Below are 21330 nucleotides of genomic sequence, written 5' to 3' on the forward strand. Positions count from 1 at the left end.
GCATGGCCCTGATCCATGACCTCGCGGTCGACATGCCCTACCCCGGCATGGTTTCATAATCCGAACACTGGTGTTCGGGTTATGAAACCTCGGCATCGAGCCTGCGAAATTCCAGGGAGATCACGTTATGAGTCATGGTCACTCCGTGCACACCCCACCGGCACCCGAGGAAACACCTCCCGATTCCCGGCGGTGGACCACACTGCTCCTGCTCTGCCTGGCTCAATTCATACTGATCGTCGACATCACCGTCGTCCAGGTCGCCCTGCCCACCATCGGCGGTGACCTCGCCCTCGACCGTGAGGCACTCACCTGGGTGGTGACGACGTACACGCTGTGCTTCGGCGGTCTGATGGTGCTCGGCGGACGGCTCTCCGACGCGCTCGGAGCGCGACGCACGCTGCTGGCAGGCCTTGCCCTCTTCACCCTTGCCTCGCTGGCCTGCGGTCTGGCCCCGAACGGCATCGTGCTCATCGTGGGCCGCGCAGCCCAGGGAGTCGGCGCCGCGCTGCTGTCACCGTCGGCGCTGGCGATCATCATGAGTACCTTCCACGGCCGGCGGCGCAACCGCGCCTTGGGCGTGTGGGCGGCGATCGGCGGCACCGGAGCCGCACTGGGCGTACTGCTCGGCGGCCTCTTGACCACCGGTCCAGGCTGGGAATGGGTGTTCTTCGTCAACGTGCCCATCGGGCTGCTGGTGCTGTTCACCCTTCCCGCGGTCGTTCCCGCCGACGGCCCGCGTCCGGCGCGCCAGCAGATAGACGTCCCCGGTGCGCTCGCCGTCACCGCCGCGACCGCGCTGCTCATCTACGGCCTCGTCAACGCGGGTGACGCCGGCTGGGGCGCAGCCGACACCCTGCTGCCCCTGGCCGGGGCGGTGATCTTCTACGTGGTGTTCGTCCTCATCGAACGCAGCGTCCGAGCACCTTTGATGCGCGCCGAGACACTCGCCCGCCGCCCGGTGATCTCAGGAACATTCGTGATGCTCGTCGCGACCGGGCTGATGCTCGCCCTGTTCTTCCTCAGCTCCCTCTACCTTCAGCACGTCCTCACGTTCAGCGCGCTGGAAACGGGCCTGATGTTCCTGCCGGTCGCGATCGCCATCACCATCGGTGCGCAACTGGGCGGCCACCTCATCGGCAAGGTCGGCGGCCGGCCCGTCGCCGTGGTCGCGTTCCTGATCACCGCCGCCGGCGTGCTCCTGATGACCCGCATCTCCCTCCAGGGCAACGCCTACACCACCCTTCTGCCCGGATTCGTCATCGCCGCCCTGGGCATCGGTCCGGCGTTCGTCACCGCCACCACCACGACCCTGGCCAACATTCCTCATGCCGAGACGGGCGTGGCCTCCGGCGTCATCAACACCTTCCACGAACTCGGCGGGTCGATCGGCGTCGCCGTCGTCTCCACGGTCGCCGCGGCGAGTTTCACACCCGGAGCCGCGGATATCGGTGGCTTCATCTCCGGGTTCACGATGTGCGCGATCATCGCCGTGGCCGCGGCCGCGATCGCACTCGGTCTGGTGCCGCCGGGCAAGTCGTCCGGGACCTTCGTCGGCCACGGACACGGCGGACACTGACGAGCAGCCGAACGGCCGCCGATGACACTCCCAACGGAGCGGCCGGCCATGCCCTGCCAGGTCAAGGCTCTCTCACTACTTGCTCGGGTGCCCGCGGCAGCCGCAGGAACCGTGGGCGGGACCCGGCCGCATCCCGCAACCCGTGCAGAACCTCTGGACCGCGATGACGACTGGTGCGACGCCCCGGAGCCCCGGGTACTGATGAGGAATGACCGCAGAATCGAAGGATCCGCTGGCGGATCTCAACCCGTTCGACATATTCGACACCGAGGCCCTCCGCCTCGACCGCTTCTTCTCCGGGCTCGACGCGGAGGGCTGGCGGCGTCCCTCGCGGGCGGCGGGCTGGTCGGTCCGCGACGTGCTCGGGCACCTGGCGGGGGAGGAGCTGTACAACCACGCCTGTCTGGACGACGACATCGACGGGTTCGTCGCGATGCTCGGGAGCGAGGGCGTGGCGGGCGGTTTCAACGCCTTCAACGCCTGGTGCGTGGAGCGCCGCCGTGACGTTCCGGTCGAGGAGGTGCTCCAGGAGTGGCGGCGCGAGAACGGGGAGACGCGCGAGCGGATGCGCGCACTCGGCCGCGACGCCTTGCTACCGACCCTCGCGGGACCGTACCCGGTGGGGTCGCAGACCTTCCACTACGACTCGGAGTACGCCACCCACGCCGACGACGTCGGCGCGCCCGTCGCGGAGGACGAGGAGGACGAGCGGGTCTGGTGGCGGGCGAGGGTGGGCGCGTTCGCGCTCGCGGAGCAGGGGTCGAAGGTCCAGGTCGAGCTGACCGCCGACGGGATCTGGGTGCACGCCTACGACATGAGCGAGCAGCTGGGGCCCCCGGCGTTCGTGGCGGCGACCGTCGGCCGCCTGCCGGACGACCACCCCGTCGACCATCCCCTCGACCGCAGACTCAGGGCCGCCCTGCGCTGTCTGGCCTGAGCCGGGGCCTCAGCGGTCGTCCTGCCCCTGTCGCCCCTCGTCCTGGCCCCCGTTCCCGTCCTTGCGGCGCATCCGGTACAGGGTGCCCGCCCGCGCGCGCTCCTCGGGGTGGGCGCGCACCCTGCGCAGGCTGAAGACGACGGTGACCAGTAGCACCAGGAAGATCACTACCAGCGAGAGCGGGGTCGGGATCTCAGGGAAGGACGTGGAGACGTCCTCGTGCAGGAAGGCCAGGATGAGCTTCAGGCCGATGAAGCCGAGGATGACCGCCAGGCCGATCGACAGGTAGACCAGACGCTCCAGCAGGCCCTCGATCAGGAAGTACAGGGCACGCAGCCCCAGCAGCGCGAAGGCGTTGGCGGCGAAGACGATGAGCGGGTGCGTGGTGACGCCGAAGACCGCCGGAATGGAGTCGAGGGCGAACAGCAGGTCGGTGCTTCCGATGGCGAGGAAGACCACGAACAGCGGGGTGACCATCCGCTTTCCGTCCTCGCGGACGACGAGCTTGCCGTCATGCAGGTTCTCGGTGACCGGGAGCGCCTTCGAGACGAAGCGGATCAGGGGGTTGCTCTCGATGTCGGGCTCCTCGTTCCGGTGCCGGACCAGCTGGATCGCCGTCCAGATCAGCAGCAGGCCGAAGAGCAGGAACGTGAAGGAGAAGAGGCTGATGGCCGCCGCGCCGACCGCGATGAGGACGGCGCGCAGCACGAGGGCGGTGGCGATCCCGAAGAGCAGCACCTTCTGCTGGTTCTCCGGGGGCACGGAGAAGCGCGCCATGATGATGACGAAGACGAAGAGGTTGTCGACGGAGAGGCTCTTCTCCACCAGCCACCCGGCGAAGTACTCGGCGGCGAGCGCCGACCCGGCCAGCCACCACAGGACCAGGCCGAAGGCTATGGCCACGCCGATGTAGAAGACGCTCCAGACGGTGGCCTCGCGCATGCCCACGGCGTGCGGCCGGCGCGCCGCCACCAGGAAGTCGAGGACGAGCAGCGCCATCACCAGAACGACGACCGCGATCCACACGCCTATCGAATCGATCGCCATCCGTGTTCCCTCCAGCCGGCTGAGAACCCTCGCTTACCCTCAGGTAAGGGGGTCCACACCCGGTGGTCACCGTCCCGCGCGGCGGCCGACACGTTCCGCTTGATGTCGTCGATCAGGTTGAGGCCGTACCGCTTGCGGTCCTCGGTGGCGTACGCGAGCCCGTGGCCGATCGCCTCGCCGACCGTGCGGAGCTGGATCTCCCTGACGAATGGTTCCCGGGTAACCGGACTGCAATGTGGCGGGTGCTTGACGCGAGGTGTTGTTAGCGCTCACAGTCTGTGCCAAGCCACCAGAAGGAGCCGACCGTGAGCCCGAGCCACGAGCGCCGCCCGCCGGTGATGGCGGATGTCGCCACGAAGGCCGGCGTGTCGCACCAGACGGTCTCGCGCGTGCTCAACGATCACCCCAACGTCCGTGCCGAGACCCGCGCCCGGGTGCTGGCGGCGATCCGCGAGCTCGGCTACCGGCGCAACATGGTGGCCCGCGCCCTGGTCACGAGGCATACCCGCACCCTCGGCGTGGTCAGCTTCGACACGACCCTGTACGGGCCGGCGAGCACCGTGTACGGCATCGAGCAGGCCGCCAGGGCGGCGGGTTACTTCGTCAGCATGGTCAGCCTCAAAACCATCGACACCGCGGGGGTGCGCGACGCGCTCGGCTACCTGGCCGAGCAGGGCGTCGACGGCATCGTGGTGGTCGCGCCGCAGCGCTCGGCCGCCCCCGCGCTGGCCGACGTGCCCACCGACATCCCCGTGGTGGCCGTCGAGGGCGGCCACTCCGGTGACGTGTCGGTGGTCAGCGTCGACCAGGTCCACGGTGCCCGGCTGGCCACCAGGCACCTGCTCGACCTCGGCCACGAGACCGTCTGGCACATCGGCGGCCCGCCGGACTGGCTGGAGGTCGAGGGGCGGATCGAGGGCTGGCGTGACGTGCTGGTCGCCGCGGGCCGTCCGATCCCCGAACCGCTGCCCGGTGACTGGAGCCCGCGCTCCGGCTACCAGGCGGGTCTGCGCCTGGCGGCGGTGCCGGGTGTCACCGCGGTGTTCGTCGCCAACGACCAGATGGCGCTCGGTGCGCTGCGCGCCTTCGGCGAGCTGGGAGTGCGGGTGCCCGAGCAGATCAGCGTCGTGGGGTTCGACGACATCCCCGAGTCGGAGTTCTTCACCCCGCCGCTCACCACGGTCAGGCAGGACTTCGGGGCGGTCGGGAGATGGAGCATCGAACTGCTGCTCAGGCAGATGGAGGCGGGCGCGGAATGGTCCCACGAGCGACACGTCGTCCCGCCGAGGTTCGTGGCCAGGGCCAGCACCGCACCGGTCCACACGTGACACGCACCAGCCCGCCTGTTGATGTTAGCGTTAACGGGCAGACGAGTCCCAGCGAACCCCACCGACACCGGACGCCCGGCCGGCGGACCCGGCCGAGAAGGCCCGTACGAAGACGATCCTCACGCGGGAGCGGGCCGGAACGGCGCCGCCCACCCGCCGCAACTGACCCGGCGGGCCGCCTCGCGGGCGGCCCGTCTCCTGGGAGGAAAGGGAGTCGCATGGCCGCACCCGACCCGATCCTGCGGATGATCGGGATAAGCAAGGAGTTCCCCGGCGTCAAGGCGCTGACCGGCGTGGACTTCAGACTCCTGCCGGGGGAGGTGCACGCGCTGATGGGAGAGAACGGCGCGGGGAAGTCGACGCTCGTCAAGGTGCTCACCGGCGTGTACGACGTCGACGCGGGCGAGATCGAGCTGGCCGGCGCGCCGGTCGCCTTCGCCGGGCCCCTGGCGGCGCAGCGGGCCGGGATCAGCACGGTCTACCAGGAGCTCAACCTCTGCGCGAACCTCTCGGTGGCCGAGAACATCTTCATCGGGCGCGAGCCGCGCCGCTTCGGCCGCATCCGGTGGGGTGAGACGCGCAGGCGCGCGGCCGAGCTGCTCGCCAGGCTCGACCTCGACCTGGACGTCTCGGCGCCGCTGTCCTCGTACTCGCCGGCCGTGCAGCAGATGGTGGCGATCGCGCGGGCCGTCGACATCTCCGCGAACGTGCTCATCCTCGACGAGCCGACCTCCAGCCTGGACGCGGGGGAGGTCGCGCAGCTGTTCGAGGTGATGCGGCGGCTCAAGGACGAGGGGATCGCCATCATGTTCGTCTCGCATTTCCTCGACCAGGTCTACGAGATCGCCGACCGGATGACGATCCTGCGCAACGGCCGGCTGGTCGGCGAGTACCTCACCGCCGAGCTGAGCCAGGTCGAGCTGGTCGGCAAGATGATCGGCAATGAGCTCGCCGACCTGGAGCGGCTCGACGAGAAGCCCAAGGACCTGGCGCGGACCGGCGACGTGGTCATCGAGGCGAGGGAGCTCGGCAGGGCGGGGGCCGTGCGGCCGTTCACGCTCTCCATCCACCAGGGCGAGGTGGTGGGCCTGGCCGGGCTGCTCGGCTCCGGCCGCACCGAGATCGCCCGCCTGCTCTTCGGCGCGGACCACGCGGGAACCGGGGAGGTGGCGATCGACGGTACGCCGGTCTCGCTGCGCACCCCGCGCGCCGCGACCGCCAGGGGCATCGCCTTCTGCCCGGAGAACCGGCGGACCGAGGGCCTGATCGCCGACCTCACCGTACGGGAGAACATCGTGCTGGCCCTGGCGGCGGCGCGCGGCTGGGCCAGGCCCATACCGCGCCGCCGCCAGGACGAGCTGGTGGAGAAGTACATCGGCGCGCTGCGGATCAACCCTCCCAACCCCGAACAGCTTGTACGCAACCTCAGCGGCGGCAACCAGCAGAAGGTGCTGCTGGCCCGCTGGCTCATCGTCGAGCCGCGGCTGCTCATCCTGGACGAGCCGACCCGCGGCATCGACGTCGGGGCCAAGGCCGAGATCCAGCGCCTGGTCGTCTCCCTGTCCGACGGGGGCATGGCCGTGCTGTTCATCTCCGCCGAGCTGGAGGAGGTGCTCCGGCTCAGCCACCGGGTCGGCGTGCTGCGCGACCGGCACCTGGTGGCGCAGCTGCCCAACGACGACGACCTCACGGTCGACGTCCTGATGGAGACGATCGCCAGCGGAGCCCGCCCATGAACCGTCTTGCCAGGCACCGCCTGCTGTGGCCGGTGCTCGTTCTCGTCCTGCTGCTGGCGACCAACGTCGCGTTCACCGACGGCTTCCTGTCGGTGCAGATGAAGGACGGCCACCTCTACGGCAGCCTCATCGACATCATCCGCTTCGGCGCGCCGCTGATCCTGGTGGCGATCGGCATGACACTGGTCATCGCCACCGGCGGCATCGACCTGTCCGTGGGATCGATGGTGGCCATCTCCGGGGCGCTCGCCTGCCTGCGGATCAGCGAGCTGGACGACCAGAACGCGGTGGGCGGCGTCCTCGCGGCGATCGGCCTGGCGCTGGTGCTCTCCCTGGTGCTGGGGGTGTGGAACGGGTTCCTGGTCGCCGGGATCGGCATCCAGCCGATCATCGCGACGCTGATCCTGATGGTCGCCGGGCGGGGGCTGGCCCAGCTGGTCACCGACGGCCAGATCATCACCGTCAACAGCGTGCCGTACAAGCTGGTGGGCGGCGGCTACTGGCTCACCGTGCCCTTCTGCATCCTGCTCGTGCTGGTCGTGCTCGCGGTGACCGCCTTCCTCACCCGGCGCCTCGCCCTCGGCCTGCTCATCGAGTCGGTCGGCGGGAACGCCGAGGCCAGCCGCCTGGCGGGGATCCGCTCCCGGGGCCTGATCATCGTGGTCTACGCGTTCTGCGGCCTGTGCGCCGGCATCGCGGGGCTGATGATCAGCTCCAACGTGTCCAGCGCCGACGGCAACAACGCCGGGCTCTGGATCGAGCTCGACGCGATCCTCGCGGTCGTGATCGGCGGCACCTCGCTCGCGGGCGGCCGGTTCTCGCTCGGCGGCACCGTGCTCGGCGCGCTCATCATCCAGACGCTGACCACCACGATCTACTCGATCGGCGTGCCGCCGGAGACGACGCTGCTCTTCAAGGCGCTCGTCGTCACCCTGGTCTGCCTGCTGCAGTCACCGACCTTCAGGGAGAAGGTGTTCCACCGCCCACGACGCGGTGCTCCACCCGCCGCCTCGGGCGCCGACACGAAGGTGAGGGTCTCCGCATGACCAGCCTGATGACCAGCCTGGGCGTGCTTTCGCCGAACCGGTCGATCCCCCGCAAATATCTGCCGGTCCTGGTGACCGGCGGGCTGTTCCTCGCGATGTTCGTGGCCGGCGGTATCCGCTACCAGGGCTTCGCGTCCGGGCAGGTGGTGCTCAACGTCTTCATAGACAACGCGTTCCTGCTGGTCGTGGCGGTCGGCATGACGTTCGTGATCCTCACCGGCGGCATAGACCTGTCGGTGGGGGCGGTGGTCGCGCTCGCCACGATGATCTCGGCGAGCCTGGTGACGGACGGGGGCTGGCCGCCCGCGCTGGTGATCCCGCTGGTGCTGGCGGTCGGCGCGGTGCTCGGCCTCGCCATGGGCTGCGTGATCCACTACTTCGACATCCAGCCCTTCATCGTGACGCTGGCCGGCATGTTCCTGGCCAGGGGGCTCTGCTACACCATCGGCACCGACTCGATCTCGATCACCGACCCGACGTACACCGGCCTCGCCCAGGCCAGGATCGACCTGCCGGGCGGCGCGTTCGTCTCGCCGAGCGTGCTCGTCGCCGTCGTGGTGATCCTCGCCGGGGCGTACGTGCTGCACTACACCCGGCTGGGACGCAACGTCTACGCGACCGGCGGCAGCGAGCAGTCGGCGCTGCTCATGGGCCTGCCGGTGGCCAGGACGAAGATCGCGGTCTACACGATCAGCGGATTCTGCTCCGCGCTGGGCGGCGTGCTGCTCTCCTTCTACATGCTGTCGGGCTACGGGCTGCACGCGGTCGGCATGGAGCTGGACGCGATCGCCGCGGTCGTGATCGGCGGCACGCTGCTGACCGGGGGATACGGCTACCTGCTCGGCACCGTGCTCGGCGTGCTCGTCCTCGGGCTGATCCAGACGATCATCAGCTTCGAGGGGACCCTCAGCTCCTGGTGGACCAAGATCTTCATCGGCCTGCTGCTCTTCGCCTTCATCCTGCTGCAACGCCTCGGTGCGGCGCGGCGCACCTGACCCCCCGGCTCCCGCGCGGGAGCCCTCCCCGTCGAGGTCCTGGAGATTGTGTGAACGCTAACAATGACCGCTACGTGGTCGGTGTCGACTTCGGCACGCTGTCCGGCCGCGCCGTGGTGGTGCGGGTGAGCGACGGTGCCGAGGTCGGCACGGCCGTGCACGAGTACGCACACCGGGTGATCGAGGAACGGCTGCCCGGCAGTGCCGTGCGGCTGGGCCCCGACTGGGCGTTGCAGTCGCCCGAGGACTGGCGGCAGGTGCTGCGCGTGGCGGTGCCCGGGGCGGTGGCGGCGGCCGGGATCTCCCCGTCACGGGTCATCGGCCTGGGCACCGACTTCACCGCCTGCACCGTACTGCCCGCCACCGCGGACGGCACCCCGCTCTGCGAGGTCGACGGGCTCGCGGAGCGCCCACACGCGTGGCCGAAGCTGTGGAAGCACCACGCCGCGCAGCCGCACGCCGACCGGATCAACGCCGTCGCCGCCCGCAGGAAGGAGGCGTGGCTGCCCCGCTACGGCGGGAAGATCTCCGCGGAGTGGGCGTTCGCCAAGGGCCTGCAGGTACTGGAGGAGGACCCGGAGGTCTACGGCCGCGCCGAGCGCTGGATCGAGGCCGCCGACTGGATCGTCTGGCAGCTCACCGGCGTGGAGACCCGCAACGTGTGCACCGCCGGGTACAAGGCCGTCCACACCGGCGACGGCTACCCCTCGGCGGAGTTCCTGGCCGAGCTCAACCCGGCCTTCGCCGGTTTCACCGCCAAGCTCGGCCAGGAACTGTCGCCCCTCGGCGGTCTCGCGGGCCGGCTGGACGCCCGCGCCGCGGCCTGGACCGGGCTGCCCGAGGGGGTGGCGATCTCGGTCGGCAACGTGGACGCCCACGTCACGGCCGCCGCCGCCGACGCCGTGCGGCCCGGTCAGATGGTCGCCATCATGGGCACCTCCACCTGCCACATCATGCCGTCCGACACGCTGGCGGAGGTGCCCGGCATGTGCGGTGTGGTGCGCGACGGGATCGTGCCAGGACTGTGGGGATACGAGGCGGGCCAGTCGGGTGTCGGCGACATCTTCGGCTGGTTCGTGGAGACCTCGGTGCCCGGCTCCTACGAGCGGGAGGCCGAACGGCGCGGGCTCACCGCGCACGAGTACCTCACCGAACTCGCCGCCGCGCAGAGCGTCGGGCAGCACGGCCTGGTGGCGCTCGACTGGCACAACGGCAACCGCTCGGTGCTGGTCGACCACGACCTCTCGGCCGTACTCGTCGGCCAGACCCTCGCGACGAGACCCGAGGACACCTACCGGGCGCTGATCGAGGCCACCGCGTTCGGCGCCCGCGTGATCGTGGAGACCTTCGAGGACTCCGGGGTGCCGGTGACCGAGTTCGTCGCGGCGGGCGGTCTGATCAAGAACCGGTTCCTGATGCAGGTCTACGCCGACGTGCTGCGCCGCCCGATCTCGGTGATCGGCTCGGAGCAGGGCTGCGCCCTGGGGTCGGCCATCCACGCCGCGGTCGCCGCCGGGGCCTACCCGGACATCACCGCCGCCTCGGCCGCGATGGGCAATCGCGCTGAGGCCGTCCACCTGCCCGACGCCGGGCGCGCCGACGCCTACGACCGGCTGTACGCCGACTACCGCCGCCTGCACGACCACTTCGCCGACGGGGAGATGCTGCACGGCCTGCGGGCCCTGCGTAACGAGGCGAGCACACCACCGAACAAGGAGGACGTGTGACCGGACTACCACGAACGACGGGGGCGGCCGGATGAGCGCCGTCGTCAGGAAGCTGCGCGAGACGGTCTGCCGGCTCCACGACGAGCTGGTCCGCTACGACCTCGTCGCCTGGACCGCGGGCAACATCTCGGGGCGGGTGCCGGGCGAGGACCTGTTCGTCATCAAGCCGTCCGGGGTCTCGTACGACGAGCTGAGCCCGGAGTCGATGGTGGTCTGCGACCTGGACGGCGAGCCGGTCGAGGGCGAGCTGTCGCCGTCCAGCGACACCGCCGCGCACGCGTACGTCTACCGGGCGATGCCGCGGGTCGGCGGGGTGGTGCACACCCACTCCACCTACGCCTCCGCCTGGGCGGCGCGGGGCGAGGCGATCCCGTGCGTGCTGACGGCCATGGCGGACGAGTTCGGCGGGGAGATCCCGGTGGGGCCGTTCGCGCTGATCGGCGGGGACGACATCGGCAGGGGAGTCGTCGCCACCCTGGAGGGGCACCGCTCCCCGGCGATCCTGATGCGCAACCACGGCGTCTTCACCATCGGCGCGGACGCCCGCGCCGCGGTCAAGGCCGCGGTGATGTGCGAGGACGTCGCGCGCACCGTGCACGTGGCCCGCCAGCTGGGCGACCCGTTGCCGATCCCGCGACCCGCCGTCGACAGTTTGTACGACCGCTACCAGAACGTCTACGGGCAAAGGAGTCCGCGTTGATCCTCCACGAGCGTGAGATCTGGTTCCTCACCGGAAGCCAGGGCCTGTACGGAGAGGAGACGCTGGCCCAGGTGGCCGGGCAGTCCCGGCGGATCGCCGAGCGACTCGGCGAGTCGCCGGCGTTCCGGCTGGTGTGGAAGCCGGTGCTCACCGACGCCGCGTCGATCCGCAGGGTCTGCCTGGAGGCGAACGCCTCGGACGCCTGCATCGGGGTGATCGCCTGGATGCACACCTTCTCCCCGGCCAAGATGTGGATCGCCGGGCTGGACGCGCTACGTACGCCGCTGCTGCACCTGCACACCCAGGCCAACGTGGCGCTGCCGTGGAGCTCCATCGACATGGACTTCATGAACCTCAACCAGGCGGCCCACGGCGACCGCGAGTTCGGCTACATCCAGTCCCGGCTGGGCGTGGCGCGCAAGACCGTCGCCGGGCACGTGAGCGACCCGGCGGTGGCCGCGCGCATCGGCGCGTGGGCGCGGGCCGCGGCCGGGCGCGCGGAGGTCGGCTCGCTGCGGCTGGCCCGCTTCGGCGACAACATGCGCGACGTGGCGGTCACCGAGGGCGACAAGGTGGAGGCGCAGCTGCGCTTCGGCGTCTCGGTCAACACCTACGGCGTCAACGACCTGGTCGCCGTGGTCGACGCGGCGGCGGACTCCGAGGTGGACACCCTGGTCGCCGAGTACGAGGACACCTACAAGGTCGCCCCCGAGCTGCGGGCCGGGGGCGAGCGCCACGAGTCCCTGCGGTATGCCGCCCGCATCGAGCTGGGCCTGCGCCACTTCCTCACCGAGGGGGGCTTCGGCGCGTTCACCACCAACTTCGAGGACCTCGGGGGCCTGCGGCAGTTGCCGGGGCTGGCGGTGCAGCGGCTGATGGGCGACGGCTACGGCTTCGGCGGGGAGGGCGACTGGAAGACCTCGGTGCTGTTGCGCACCCTGAAGACGATGGCGGCCGGCCTTGCCGGCGGCACCTCCTTCATGGAGGACTACACCTACCACCTGGCCCCGGGCCAGGAGGTCATCCTGGGTGCGCACATGCTGGAGGTCTGCCCGACGATCGCCGCCGGGGTGCCCTCGTGCGAGATCCACCCGCTGGGCATCGGCGGGCGCGAGGACCCCGTCCGGCTGGTCTTCGACGCCGAACCCGGACCGGCGGTGGTGATCGGTCTGTCGGACATGGGGGAGCGGTTCCGGCTGGTGGCCAACGAGATCGACGTGGTCACCCCGGCCGAGCCGCTGCCCAACCTGCCCGTCGCCCGCGCGGTGTGGCGGCCCCGCCCGAACCTGAGCACCTCCGCTGAGGCGTGGCTCACCGCCGGAGGACCGCACCACACGGTCCTGTCGTCCGCGCTGACCAGTGAGGAGCTCACCGACCTCGCCGACATGCTCGGCGTCGAACTGCTGGTCATCGACGCCGACACCACCCCCCGCCAGTTCGCCAAGGAGATCCGCTGGAACCAGGCCTACTACCGCCTGGCCCAGGGCTTCTGACCCGACGGGCCCCGCCGATCGGCGGGGCCCTCGTGCCGCCGTGCGGAGACACGCCCCGCGACTCGCGGACTTCACTTGTCATCCGAACACACAAAACGCTCGACGGAACTGTAGGCGACTGCGTATTTCCAGACGCGGGGCCGTCGCGTTTGTTTTCGGATGACGGAAACTGCGGGGAACGGGCAATGGGGCGTCCGATTCAAGCGCGGCCGGCGGGGCGAACCGTTTTCTCCTGTATTTCGTCTCTGGTCGTCGCGGCACGCTCGATCGGGAGAACGGTTGAGAGAAGCGCTTGGGCGCCCGAACTCCCACCGGTTCCGCTGTCCGAAGGCTCCCGTGCTGCTCAGATGGGGTGCGAGAGGCGGCGGGCGGCGGCGCAGGAGTCCGGCGGTCTATTGGGGGTGCTTCCTTCGCGGGAACTCCGGCCGACTCGCCGGTCAATTCACGCAATAGCGAAGCGCTTATGTCAACAGCGCTTCAATTGACTTAGGAGGTGACATCGAACTTCGATTGCGGTGTTTAGGGGATTGATATTGACGGTGAATATTCGGCTATCTACCCTCACGATGTCCAGCACATTACAAGGGAGTGGCCGATGAAACGTATCCGAAACCTCGCCGCCGCCGCCGTCGCCATGACGGCACTCGTGCTCGCCCCGCTTCCCGCCTCGGCGGCCGGCACCACGATCCACCGGGACACCGCCCTGGGCGCCGCCTATTCGGGCAAGATCCGGGCCACGCTCATCGATCCGGTGTCGGTCTCGACCACGCTCGCCACCGCCACCTGCAACACGGGCAACATCGACGGGACGGTCCAGTCGGACGGCACCGCGCTGAACGTCTCGGTCTTCAACTTCAGCAACACTCCCGGCCCGGCCTGCCCGAACAGTGCCGGAGGCTCCTCCACCGTGTCCCCGGTAGGGCTCTCCTGGCTTGGTGGCACCGTCGTCTACAACAAGGTGACCCCCGGGCGGGACGGCATCGTGACCCTGCAGGGCGTCAAGGTCTCCTCGGTGTCCACCGGCTGGTTCGGCACCATCAGCTGTGTTTACCGGGGCTCCGGCGCCGGTAACAGCATCGCCCTGGACGCCTTCAACCCCGACAACGCCAGCCGTCCGAAAATAGCGATCGCCCAGGCCCAGGCCAAGGCCACCAACTACGCCCTCACCAAGGACAGCGGCAGCATCCTGTGCCCCGGAACGGCCAACTACACCGCCACCTTCCAGCTCATGGGGGAGACCGTCGCCAACTCCGGTGTCTTCGACCAGAAGCTGTACCTCACCACCCCCTGAGAACACCCTCGGCCCGCCTTCCGGTACGCACCCGGGAGGCGGGCCGCACCCATGCGCGGCCGGCCCCCCGGCAGGTCAGGGCCCGTACCGCCTGGTAGACGCAGAGCAGCGCCCAGATCTCCTGGGCCACCGTCTCGGGGGTCCGGGAGCGCAGCGCGAGCACCGCGCCGCTCCGGTCGGATCGCAGCCAGGCCAGCGCGCGGTCCATGACCCAGCGCTCCGCGTACCGTGCCACCAGCTCCGGCGCCGGGGCCCCTCCCGGGTCGACCAGCGTGGTGACCAGCCGTCCCGCGCCCGGCAGGGGGATGACCCGCACCGGCACGCCCGCCCAGCCGGACGGTCTGGACAGGAACGACCCGTCGCCGAGACGGCGCGCCACCGGGAATCCGCCCGCTCCACCGGTCCGCCACAGCAGGTGCGTGCCGGTGCCCGCCGCCTGCCGCCACAGCTCGGCACCCCTCGCCCCCGGACCGGCGAGCAGCAGCACGCCCGGCCCCAGGCGGCGCAGCAGCCTCGGTGCGAGTGCCTGCTGGGCTCCGGAACCGCCGATGGTCGCGTCGATCAGCGAGTGCGTCCCGCCGTCGGCCATGGCGACCACCCGCACGCAGGGGAGGCGGGCACTCTCGTCCGGGTAGCCGAACGCAGCGTTGTCGCGGGTCTCGGGGACGGTCAGCGCGGTGCCGTCCAGCGACACCGGCCGCAGTCCGGCCAGCCGCGACCCGGCGGCCCCGGGCTCCGGCAGCGGCCCGGCCACCCGGCGGAACAGCACCCGCAGCGGCTCCGCGCCGAGCCGCGCGCGGGCCCGGCTGATCGCCGACACGCTGGGCGGCTCCCAGCTCCTGGCCCAGTGCGAACGCCACGACAGGCCGTTCAGCAGCAGGCGCATGATCTCGTCATAGTTCCGGTCCGGGAACATGCACAGGGCCAGCACATAGTAGATCGTCAGGCGGGCGGGCAGTGCCCGCCGCCGCTGGTCGGCGCAGCCGCTGGCCAGCACGACCTCGTCGAGGAGCGGTACGGGGAAGGCGGAGGTGAGGATCCCGATCGACAGATGATCGGCCAGCCGCCCATGGACCGGCTCAGTCTTCACCCAGGTAGTCATGCCCGTGGGGATTAACTGTCAAGCCATAGGCGGTCAAATGCTTTATTTCCATACAAATACGCTTAAATCCGCCCAAAAAATGCGCACCGGGTGAGTGCCGGGAGGGTGGCCGAGGCCGCCGGGCGGACCTGGGGGCTTCGGTGTCGCAGGAGAGCGACAGGGCTGTCCGTCAGGAGGCTCGTGTCCGGTCACCGGTCGCGCTCGCCCTGGCTCTCGACATGGGCCATCATGCGGGCCACGCGATCGGGGTCGGCGTCAGCGGCCTTCGTGTTCCAGAGTGCGCGGCGATGGCGCTCCCGCCGGACTTCCAGGGTGAGGGCCTCGTTGACGTAGGCGGACGGTGGGCCGGTGCCGACCCGTCGCCTGGCGTGATCGAGCAGATTGCGATCGAGGGTTACGCTGATGGTCTCCTGCGCGGCCATGGTGACACGGTAGTACCGCACTAAGATCTTTTCCGCCGGCCGAGGTGTCTGGCGGAAAGTGGTCCTGTCGCCGCTCCGGGCCGGGCCGCCGGGCGGAGGCGATTCTGCCGATACGGTACGGGATACCGGTCACATGTGGGTGACGGCCTTGTGAAATTCAGTGAACATGCCCGTTGGGCATGATCTTTATGCTGTCCTGGTGCTTCTCCGGGCATTGGCCTCGTTCATGAACAGACATTGGTCACTTGTTCACCAAACTCAGGTCTGATAGAACAAATGCCACATGTAGGTCGGGTGGGTCCTCAGCGGAGCAATCCGTTCACCTCGCGGCCTATCCCTCATGGCCCCTGGAGGACTGCCGTGCCCGGCTTCTCTCGTCCCAACGGTCCGGGATCCCCGGCGCTGTCCCGCCGCTCGGTCCTGCAGCTCGGCAGCGGGGTCGCCCTCCTCCTGGCGACCGGGTGCGCCGCCGGCACCACGGCGGGCGGCGGATCCACCGCGCCCGCGGCGAGCACCGCCCCCGGCGGAACCCCCGCCGCCTCGAAGCTGCGGATCGCGGTGAGCAGCTACCTGAGCAGCTGGGACCAGGACTTCGTCGGGTTCGACCTGACCGCCCTGATGCTCTACAAGAACGTCTTCCCCTACATGGTCGACTACGGGGTCACCTCGGTCGGCGACGGCCAGATCCTCGACACCGAGGCCATCGCCCCCACCTTCGCCGAGTCCTTCGAGCCCGACGCCGACAACAAGGTCTGGACCCTCAAGCTGCGCAAGGGCGTCACGTTCGCCAGCGGCAACGAGATGACCGCCAAGGACGTCAAGTGGTCCAAGGACCGCGCGTTCGCCGCGAAGGCCAACGTGGCCGGCGTCTACCGGCTGATCGGGCTCGCCAAGGCCGACCAGATCGAGGTGGTCGACGACTACACGGTGACGTTCACCCAGGCCTTCCCCAGCGCGCTGACCCGGCAGATCCAGGCCATCTCGCTGTACGTCTTCGACTCCGAGGAGGCGAAGAAGCACGCCACCGACGCCGACCCCTGGGCCAAGGAGTGGTTCGCCAAGAACCCCCCGACCGGCGGCTACTTCAACGTGGAGAAGGCGGTCCAGGGCCAGGAGATCGTGCTCACCGCCAACGCCGGCTACCCGGGCACCGACGGCGCCAAGAGCTCCGAGATCAGGCTGAGCGTGGTGCCCGCGGCCGCCAACCAGCGCCTGCAGCTGCAGAACGGCGACATCGACGTCGCCTTCGGCATCGGCCAGCGCGACATCAAGGACCTCAAGTCCACGAAGGGCATCAAGGTCATCTCCGCGCCGAGCAACAACCAGCTCGCCATCCAGATGTCGGTGACTACCGCCCCCTTCGACGACCCCGCGGTGCGCAGGGCACTCGCCCACGCGGTGCCGTACGAGCAGATCATCGCCAACGTCTACGGCGGCGACGCGCGGGCGGCCAAGAGCGTCGTCCCGCTGGACATGCCCGGCTACTCCGAGACCGGCTACCCCTACGCCTACGACGTCGCCAAGGCCAAGGAGGCGCTGGCCGCGGCGGGCAAGACCTCGATCACCTCCGAGCTGGTCTTCCAGACCGACAGCGAGGAGCAGCAGCAGATCGCCGTGCTGGTGCAGAGCGAGGCCAGGAAGGCCGGCATCGAGCTGAAGCTCACCCCGCTCGACCCCGCCACGCTCGGCGAGCGCAGGGCGAAGAAGAACATCCCCCTGCAGATCACCCTGGGCCAGCTCTGGGTCAACGACGTGGAGTACATGCTCGGCACCAGCTTCACCAAGGGCGCCAGCCTCAACTACTCCAACTACGTCAGCCCCGAGATCGAGAAGATCTTCGAGGAGTCCCACACCGTCGTCGACGCGGCCGAGCGCGCCAAGCTCTGGCTGCGCGTGCAGGAGGTCCTGGCCGAGGACGTGCCATGGGTCGTCATCTGCCAGCCCAACTTCAACCTCCCGGTCCGGGAAGAGGTGGCGGGATGGGTCCAGCCGATGGACGGCCTGGCCCGGCTGCGCTACCTGAGCACCTCCTCCTGACCCATGCGTATCCTCCGATTTGTCCTCAGGCGGCTGTTCCAGCTCGTCCCGGTGCTCCTCGGGGTGGTCGTGCTGACCTTCCTGCTCGTCAGGGTCCTGCCGGGTGACCCGATCCGTACCATCCTCGGCCCCAACGCCACGGAGGCGGACGCCGCCGCGGCGCGGGCCAGGTTCGGGCTGGACCGGCCCCTGTGGCAGCAGTTCCTCGACTACGTCGGGGGACTGTTCACCGGTGACTTCGGCACCTCCATCCAGAGCGGTGCCCCGGTGGGCTCGGAGATGGCCCTGCGGGTGGGGCCGACCATGGAACTCGTGGTGATCGCGCTGGCCGTGGCGCTGGTGCTGGCGGTGGTGCTCGGCATCTGGTCGGCCAGGCACGCGGGCCGGTTCGGCGACCACACGGTCCGCGTCGCGGCGCTCATCGGCAACTCGGTACCGGAGTTCTGGCTCGGGCTGGTGCTGGTCCTGGTGGGCTACAGCGTGCTGGGCTGGTTCCCGGCACCCAGCGGCCGGGTGGATCCCGACACCGAGCTGAACCTGATCACCGGTGCCGACCTGCTCGACGCGGCGCTGACCGCCAACGGCCCCGCGTTCGTCTCCGCGCTGGAGCACCTCGCGCTGCCGGTGGCCACGCTGGTCATCGTCATCGTCGCGCCGCTGCTGCGCAGCGTCCGGGCCTCCGCGCTTGAGGTACTGGCCTCCGAGGCGTACACGGCCGCCGCCGCGCACGGCCTGAAGGGCCGGCTGCTGCTCCGCGGCTACCTGGTGCGGGCCACGCTGGTGCGGCTCCCCGCGCTGGCGGCCCTGGTGTTCGGCTTCTCCATCGGCTCGACGGTCCTCGTGGAGTACGTCTTCTCCTGGCAGGGCTTCGGGCAGTGGGCGCTGCGCGGCCTGCTCTACCGGGACTACCCGGTGGTTCAGGCGTCGGTGCTCGTGATCGCGCTGTTCTACGTGGTGGTCTTCCTCATCGCCGACGTGGTCCACGCGATCCTCGACCCGAGAGTGAGGATCTGATGGCCGAAGCGCCACGAGCCCGGGAGGCGGGCGCGGACCGTCGCTTCGCGTCGTCCCTGATCACGGTGGGCTCCGCCATCCTGGCCGTGGTCGCGGTGGCCGTCCTGTTCGCGCCGCTGCTGAGCTCCTGGGGTCCCGAGGAGATCGACCCCCTCGCCTCCCTCGCCCCGCCGGGCGGCGCGCACCTGCTGGGCACCGACCTCAACGGCATGGACGTGTGGAGCCGGGTCCTGCACGCCGCCCGGCTCGACGTCGGCATCGCCGTCGCCGCGGTCGCCCTGGCCGTGGTCGCGGGCAGCCTCGTCGGCCTGGTCGCCGGATACCGGGGAGGCTGGGCCGACGACGTGCTGATGCGGGTGCTCGACGTCTTCCAGGCGTTCCCCACCTTCATCCTGGCCCTGGCGGTGGCCGCGCTGCTCGGTGGCGGCACGGCTAACCTGATCGCGGTCATCGCCCTGGTGAACGCACCCGCCTACGCCCGGCTGGTCCGCGCCGAGGTGCGCTCCATCAGGGAACTGCCCTTCGTGGAGGCGTCCCGCACCTCCGGCTCCTCCTTCTGGGGGGTGCTCTGGCGGCACGTACTGCCCAACAGCCTGACGCCGGTGCGGGTCATCGCCCCGCTGAACTGCGGCTGGGCCATGCTCACGCTGGCCGGGCTGTCCTTCCTGGGACTCGGCGTGCCGCTGCCCACCGCGGAGTGGGGCGCCATGATCAGCCTCGGTTCCGGTGACGTCGTCGCGGGCCGATGGTGGACCTCGGTCCCGCCCGGCCTCTTCCTGCTGATCTGCGTCCTGGGCTTCAGCCTCCTCGGTGAGGGCCTGCAGGAACGCGCCGACTCCACAAGAGGTGACAGACGATGACACTCCTGTCGATCGAGGGCCTCTCCGTCGTGATCCGGCGGCCGGGACGCCGGGTCGCCGCGCTGAGCGGGGTGAACCTGAGCGTCGAGCCGGGCGAGGTGGTCGGCCTGGTCGGTGAGAGCGGCGGCGGCAAGAGCATGGTGGCCCGCTCGATCGTGGGCCTGCTGCCCGGCGGCTCCCAGACGACCGGACGGGTCATGTTCGACGGCGCCGACGTGCTGACGATGGACGCCGCCGAGCTGGAGGCCTTCCGCGGGCACGGCGCCGCGATCTGCTTCCAGAACCCGCGCGGCGCGCTCAGCCCCACCCGTACCGTCGGCCGCCAGCTCGTCGACCGGCTGGTCACCCACCGGTCGCTGGCCCCGGCTCCGGCCAGGGAGGTCGCCGCCGAGCTGTTCGAGTCGGTCGGCATCCGCAGCCCGAGGCGCCGCCTGGACGCCTACCCGCACGAGCTCTCCGGCGGCATGGCGCAGCGCGTCATGATCTCGCTGGCCACCGGGTGCGCGCCCGGCCTGCTGATCGCCGACGAGCCCACCACCGGGCTGGACGTCACGCTCACCAGGGAGATCCTCAACCGGTTCCGGCTCGCCGCGAACGCGGAGCGGCGCGGTGTCCTGCTGATCTCCCACGACCTGGCGTCGATCGCGGAGGTCTGCGACCGCGTCGTGGTGCTCTACGCGGGGACGGTGGTGGAGAGCGGTCCCGGCCCGCAGGTGCTCCACGAGCCCGCCCACCCCTACACGCGGGCGCTGCTGCGCTCGGTGCCCGACCTCGACGGGCGCCCGGTGACCGCGACCCCCGGCGCGATGCTGCTGCTGACCGAGGCGCCGTCATCCTGCCCGTTCGCGCCGCGCTGCGCGCACGCGACGCAGCTGTGCACGGCGGACCTGCCCGTCGCCGGGCCCCTGGCCCAGGACTGGAGCGCCGCCTGCTTCCACCCCCGCTCGGGCCCACTCGACGATCGCGCCGAGCCGCCGGCCCCCGCGAAGACCCCGCCCGCGGGAACGGTCCCGCCCGCCGGTACGGCCACCTCGCCCGGTGCGAAGGAGAGCGTGCTGCGCATCGAGGACGCGCACGTCGTCTACCGCAGCCGCTTCGGCGGCGGGGGGCACCACGCCCTGCGCGGGGTCAGCCTCAGCGTCGCCGCGGGCGAGCGGCTGGGCGTCGTCGGGGAGAGCGGCTGCGGTAAGAGCACCCTGGCCAGGCTGATGCTCGGCCTGGTGCAGCCCTCGCGGGGCAGGGTCGAGGTGGCCGGTCACGCCCTGTCCGAGCTGCGCGGCAGGCGGCTGCGCCGGCTGCGTACCCGCGCCCAGCTGGTCTTCCAGGACCCGATCGGGTCGCTCAGTCCCCGGCGGACCGTGCGGGACGCGATCGGCGAGCCGTTGCGCGCCGCCGGGGTGCCCGCCGCGGAGCGCGCCGCGCGCGTCGCCCGCGCCCTGGAGCGGATGGAACTGGACCCGTCGATCCTGGAGCGGCGCCCGCACGAGCTGTCCGGCGGGCAGGCGCAGCGCGTCGGCATCGCCCGCGCGCTCGTCGGCGAACCCGACCTGATCGTCTTCGATGAGCCGACCTCGGCGCTTGACGTCACGGTACAGGCGCAGATCCTGAAGGTGATCGCCGAGGTGAGCGGCGACAGCTCGCGTGGCTCGGTCTTCATCTCCCACGACCTGGCCACCGTGCGGGGGTTCTGCGACCGCGTCGTGGTGCTCTACCTGGGACGGATCGTCGAGGAGGGGCCGGTGGAAGAGGTCTTCGGCAACCCCGGGCACCCCTACACCAGGGCGCTGCTGTCCAGTGCCCCCAGCCTCGGCGCCGGTTACCGCGGCCCGCAGGTCGAGTTGACCAAGGATCTGGAGGAGGCGGACGCCGCCGGGGGCTGCGCCCTCGCGCCGCGCTGCCCCTTCGCGACAGACGAATGCGGAGAGCGGGAGCAGGAGCTCCGCCCGTACGGCGCGAGCCTGGTCGCCTGCCACCGCGCCGCCGAGATCCCCGCGCTGATCGAAAGGTGACACCCGA

General features: G+C 70.5%; 17 protein-coding genes. 14 read left to right on the forward strand and 3 right to left on the reverse strand.

The genetic code is table 11. The features are described 5' to 3' along the window. Positions 1-127: 127 nt before the first annotated feature. Together ACQP0P_RS14715 and ACQP0P_RS14720 are read left to right on the forward strand one after the other, a co-directional pair. The gene (locus ACQP0P_RS14715; protein ID WP_433376349.1) at positions 128-1579 is read left to right on the forward strand and encodes an MFS transporter; all 1452 of its coding nucleotides are present in this window, start codon (positions 128-130) and stop codon (positions 1577-1579) included. A gap of 208 nt (positions 1580-1787) precedes the next feature. Continuing rightward, positions 1788-2516, forward strand: a complete 729-nt coding sequence (locus tag ACQP0P_RS14720; protein WP_433376352.1) for a maleylpyruvate isomerase family mycothiol-dependent enzyme — start codon at positions 1788-1790, stop codon at positions 2514-2516. 9 nt (positions 2517-2525) lie between these two features. Here ACQP0P_RS14720 and ACQP0P_RS14725 read toward each other — a convergent pair whose 3' ends face one another. Then, on the reverse strand, positions 2526-3563 hold the full coding sequence (locus ACQP0P_RS14725) for a TerC/Alx family metal homeostasis membrane protein (RefSeq protein WP_433376355.1): 1038 nt from the start codon (positions 3561-3563) through the stop codon (positions 2526-2528). Positions 3564-3901: 338 nt separating this feature from the next. Here ACQP0P_RS14725 and ACQP0P_RS14730 point away from each other — a divergent pair, with 338 nt between their 5' ends. The 8 genes from ACQP0P_RS14730 (at position 3902) to ACQP0P_RS14765 (ending at position 13879) form a co-directional block, all read left to right on the forward strand. Continuing rightward, positions 3902-4891, forward strand: a complete 990-nt coding sequence (locus tag ACQP0P_RS14730; protein WP_433381870.1) for a LacI family DNA-binding transcriptional regulator — start codon at positions 3902-3904, stop codon at positions 4889-4891. Between the two features lie 218 nt (positions 4892-5109). Next, on the forward strand, positions 5110-6627 hold the full coding sequence (locus tag ACQP0P_RS14735) for a sugar ABC transporter ATP-binding protein (RefSeq protein ID WP_433376358.1): 1518 nt from the start codon (positions 5110-5112) through the stop codon (positions 6625-6627). Further along, a complete protein-coding gene (locus tag ACQP0P_RS14740) occupies positions 6624-7673 on the forward strand; it encodes an ABC transporter permease (protein WP_433376361.1) in 1050 nt (349 codons plus the stop codon). Before ACQP0P_RS14735 ends, ACQP0P_RS14740 begins: the two co-directional genes overlap by 4 nt. Then, complete coding sequence (gene yjfF, locus ACQP0P_RS14745; protein WP_433376364.1) at positions 7670-8668, forward strand: galactofuranose ABC transporter, permease protein YjfF; 999 nt, start codon at positions 7670-7672, stop codon at positions 8666-8668. The genes ACQP0P_RS14740 and yjfF overlap by 4 nt, the downstream gene beginning before the upstream one ends. A gap of 50 nt (positions 8669-8718) precedes the next feature. After that, on the forward strand, positions 8719-10395 hold the full coding sequence (araB, locus tag ACQP0P_RS14750) for a ribulokinase (protein ID WP_433376367.1): 1677 nt from the start codon (positions 8719-8721) through the stop codon (positions 10393-10395). Positions 10396-10426: 31 nt separating this feature from the next. Continuing rightward, positions 10427-11095 (forward strand): L-ribulose-5-phosphate 4-epimerase, encoded by a 669-nt coding sequence (locus tag ACQP0P_RS14755; RefSeq protein WP_433376370.1) that lies wholly within the window; start codon positions 10427-10429, stop codon positions 11093-11095. Further along, a complete protein-coding gene (araA, locus tag ACQP0P_RS14760; protein WP_433376373.1) occupies positions 11092-12588 on the forward strand; it encodes an L-arabinose isomerase in 1497 nt (498 codons plus the stop codon). Before ACQP0P_RS14755 ends, araA begins: the two co-directional genes overlap by 4 nt. A gap of 595 nt (positions 12589-13183) precedes the next feature. After that, a complete protein-coding gene (locus ACQP0P_RS14765; protein WP_433376376.1) occupies positions 13184-13879 on the forward strand; it encodes a hypothetical protein in 696 nt (231 codons plus the stop codon). Here ACQP0P_RS14765 and ACQP0P_RS14770 read toward each other — a convergent pair. Continuing rightward, complete coding sequence (locus tag ACQP0P_RS14770; RefSeq protein WP_433376379.1) at positions 13866-14969, reverse strand: transposase domain-containing protein; 1104 nt, start codon at positions 14967-14969, stop codon at positions 13866-13868. The two genes, ACQP0P_RS14765 and ACQP0P_RS14770, sit on opposite strands and share 14 nt — an antisense overlap. A 200-nt stretch (positions 14970-15169) precedes the next feature. Continuing rightward, the gene (locus tag ACQP0P_RS14775; protein WP_433376382.1) at positions 15170-15403 is read right to left on the reverse strand and encodes a type II toxin-antitoxin system CcdA family antitoxin; all 234 of its coding nucleotides are present in this window, start codon (positions 15401-15403) and stop codon (positions 15170-15172) included. Between the two features lie 360 nt (positions 15404-15763). On the opposite strand from ACQP0P_RS14775, the gene ACQP0P_RS14780 reads away from it, so the two are divergent. The 4 genes from ACQP0P_RS14780 to ACQP0P_RS14795 are packed head-to-tail and all read left to right on the forward strand — an operon-like array spanning position 15764 to position 21323. Beyond that, a complete protein-coding gene (locus ACQP0P_RS14780) occupies positions 15764-17440 on the forward strand; it encodes an ABC transporter substrate-binding protein (RefSeq protein ID WP_433376385.1) in 1677 nt (558 codons plus the stop codon). A gap of 3 nt (positions 17441-17443) precedes the next feature. Then, positions 17444-18454 (forward strand): ABC transporter permease, encoded by a 1011-nt coding sequence (locus ACQP0P_RS14785; RefSeq protein ID WP_433376388.1) that lies wholly within the window; start codon positions 17444-17446, stop codon positions 18452-18454. Continuing rightward, on the forward strand, positions 18454-19314 hold the full coding sequence (locus tag ACQP0P_RS14790) for an ABC transporter permease (protein WP_433376391.1): 861 nt from the start codon (positions 18454-18456) through the stop codon (positions 19312-19314). The genes ACQP0P_RS14785 and ACQP0P_RS14790 overlap by 1 nt, the downstream gene beginning before the upstream one ends. Beyond that, positions 19311-21323, forward strand: a complete 2013-nt coding sequence (locus ACQP0P_RS14795) for a dipeptide ABC transporter ATP-binding protein (RefSeq protein ID WP_433376394.1) — start codon at positions 19311-19313, stop codon at positions 21321-21323. Before ACQP0P_RS14790 ends, ACQP0P_RS14795 begins: the two co-directional genes overlap by 4 nt. Positions 21324-21330 lie beyond the last annotated feature (7 nt).

Origin of the sequence: Streptosporangium sp. CA-115845, assembly GCF_050943795.1 — a bacterium.
Classification (GTDB): domain Bacteria; phylum Actinomycetota; class Actinomycetes; order Streptosporangiales; family Streptosporangiaceae; genus Streptosporangium.

What these genes read in the sequence shown, in the direction of transcription:
- ACQP0P_RS14715 (WP_433376349.1), top strand. Translation starts at nt 128, where the DNA reads ATGAGTCATGGTCACTCCGTGCACACCCCACCGGCACCCGAGGAAACA.
- ACQP0P_RS14720 (WP_433376352.1), top strand. Translation starts at nt 1,788, where the DNA reads ATGACCGCAGAATCGAAGGATCCGCTGGCGGATCTCAACCCGTTCGAC.
- ACQP0P_RS14725 (WP_433376355.1), bottom strand. Translation starts at nt 3,563, where the DNA reads ATGGCGATCGATTCGATAGGCGTGTGGATCGCGGTCGTCGTTCTGGTG.
- ACQP0P_RS14730 (WP_433381870.1), top strand. Translation starts at nt 3,902, where the DNA reads ATGGCGGATGTCGCCACGAAGGCCGGCGTGTCGCACCAGACGGTCTCG.
- ACQP0P_RS14735 (WP_433376358.1), top strand. Translation starts at nt 5,110, where the DNA reads ATGGCCGCACCCGACCCGATCCTGCGGATGATCGGGATAAGCAAGGAG.
- ACQP0P_RS14740 (WP_433376361.1), top strand. Translation starts at nt 6,624, where the DNA reads ATGAACCGTCTTGCCAGGCACCGCCTGCTGTGGCCGGTGCTCGTTCTC.
- yjfF (WP_433376364.1), top strand. Translation starts at nt 7,670, where the DNA reads ATGACCAGCCTGATGACCAGCCTGGGCGTGCTTTCGCCGAACCGGTCG.
- ACQP0P_RS14755 (WP_433376370.1), top strand. Translation starts at nt 10,427, where the DNA reads ATGAGCGCCGTCGTCAGGAAGCTGCGCGAGACGGTCTGCCGGCTCCAC.
- ACQP0P_RS14765 (WP_433376376.1), top strand. Translation starts at nt 13,184, where the DNA reads ATGAAACGTATCCGAAACCTCGCCGCCGCCGCCGTCGCCATGACGGCA.
- ACQP0P_RS14775 (WP_433376382.1), bottom strand. Translation starts at nt 15,403, where the DNA reads ATGGCCGCGCAGGAGACCATCAGCGTAACCCTCGATCGCAATCTGCTC.
- ACQP0P_RS14785 (WP_433376388.1), top strand. Translation starts at nt 17,444, where the DNA reads ATGCGTATCCTCCGATTTGTCCTCAGGCGGCTGTTCCAGCTCGTCCCG.
- ACQP0P_RS14790 (WP_433376391.1), top strand. Translation starts at nt 18,454, where the DNA reads ATGGCCGAAGCGCCACGAGCCCGGGAGGCGGGCGCGGACCGTCGCTTC.
- ACQP0P_RS14795 (WP_433376394.1), top strand. Translation starts at nt 19,311, where the DNA reads ATGACACTCCTGTCGATCGAGGGCCTCTCCGTCGTGATCCGGCGGCCG.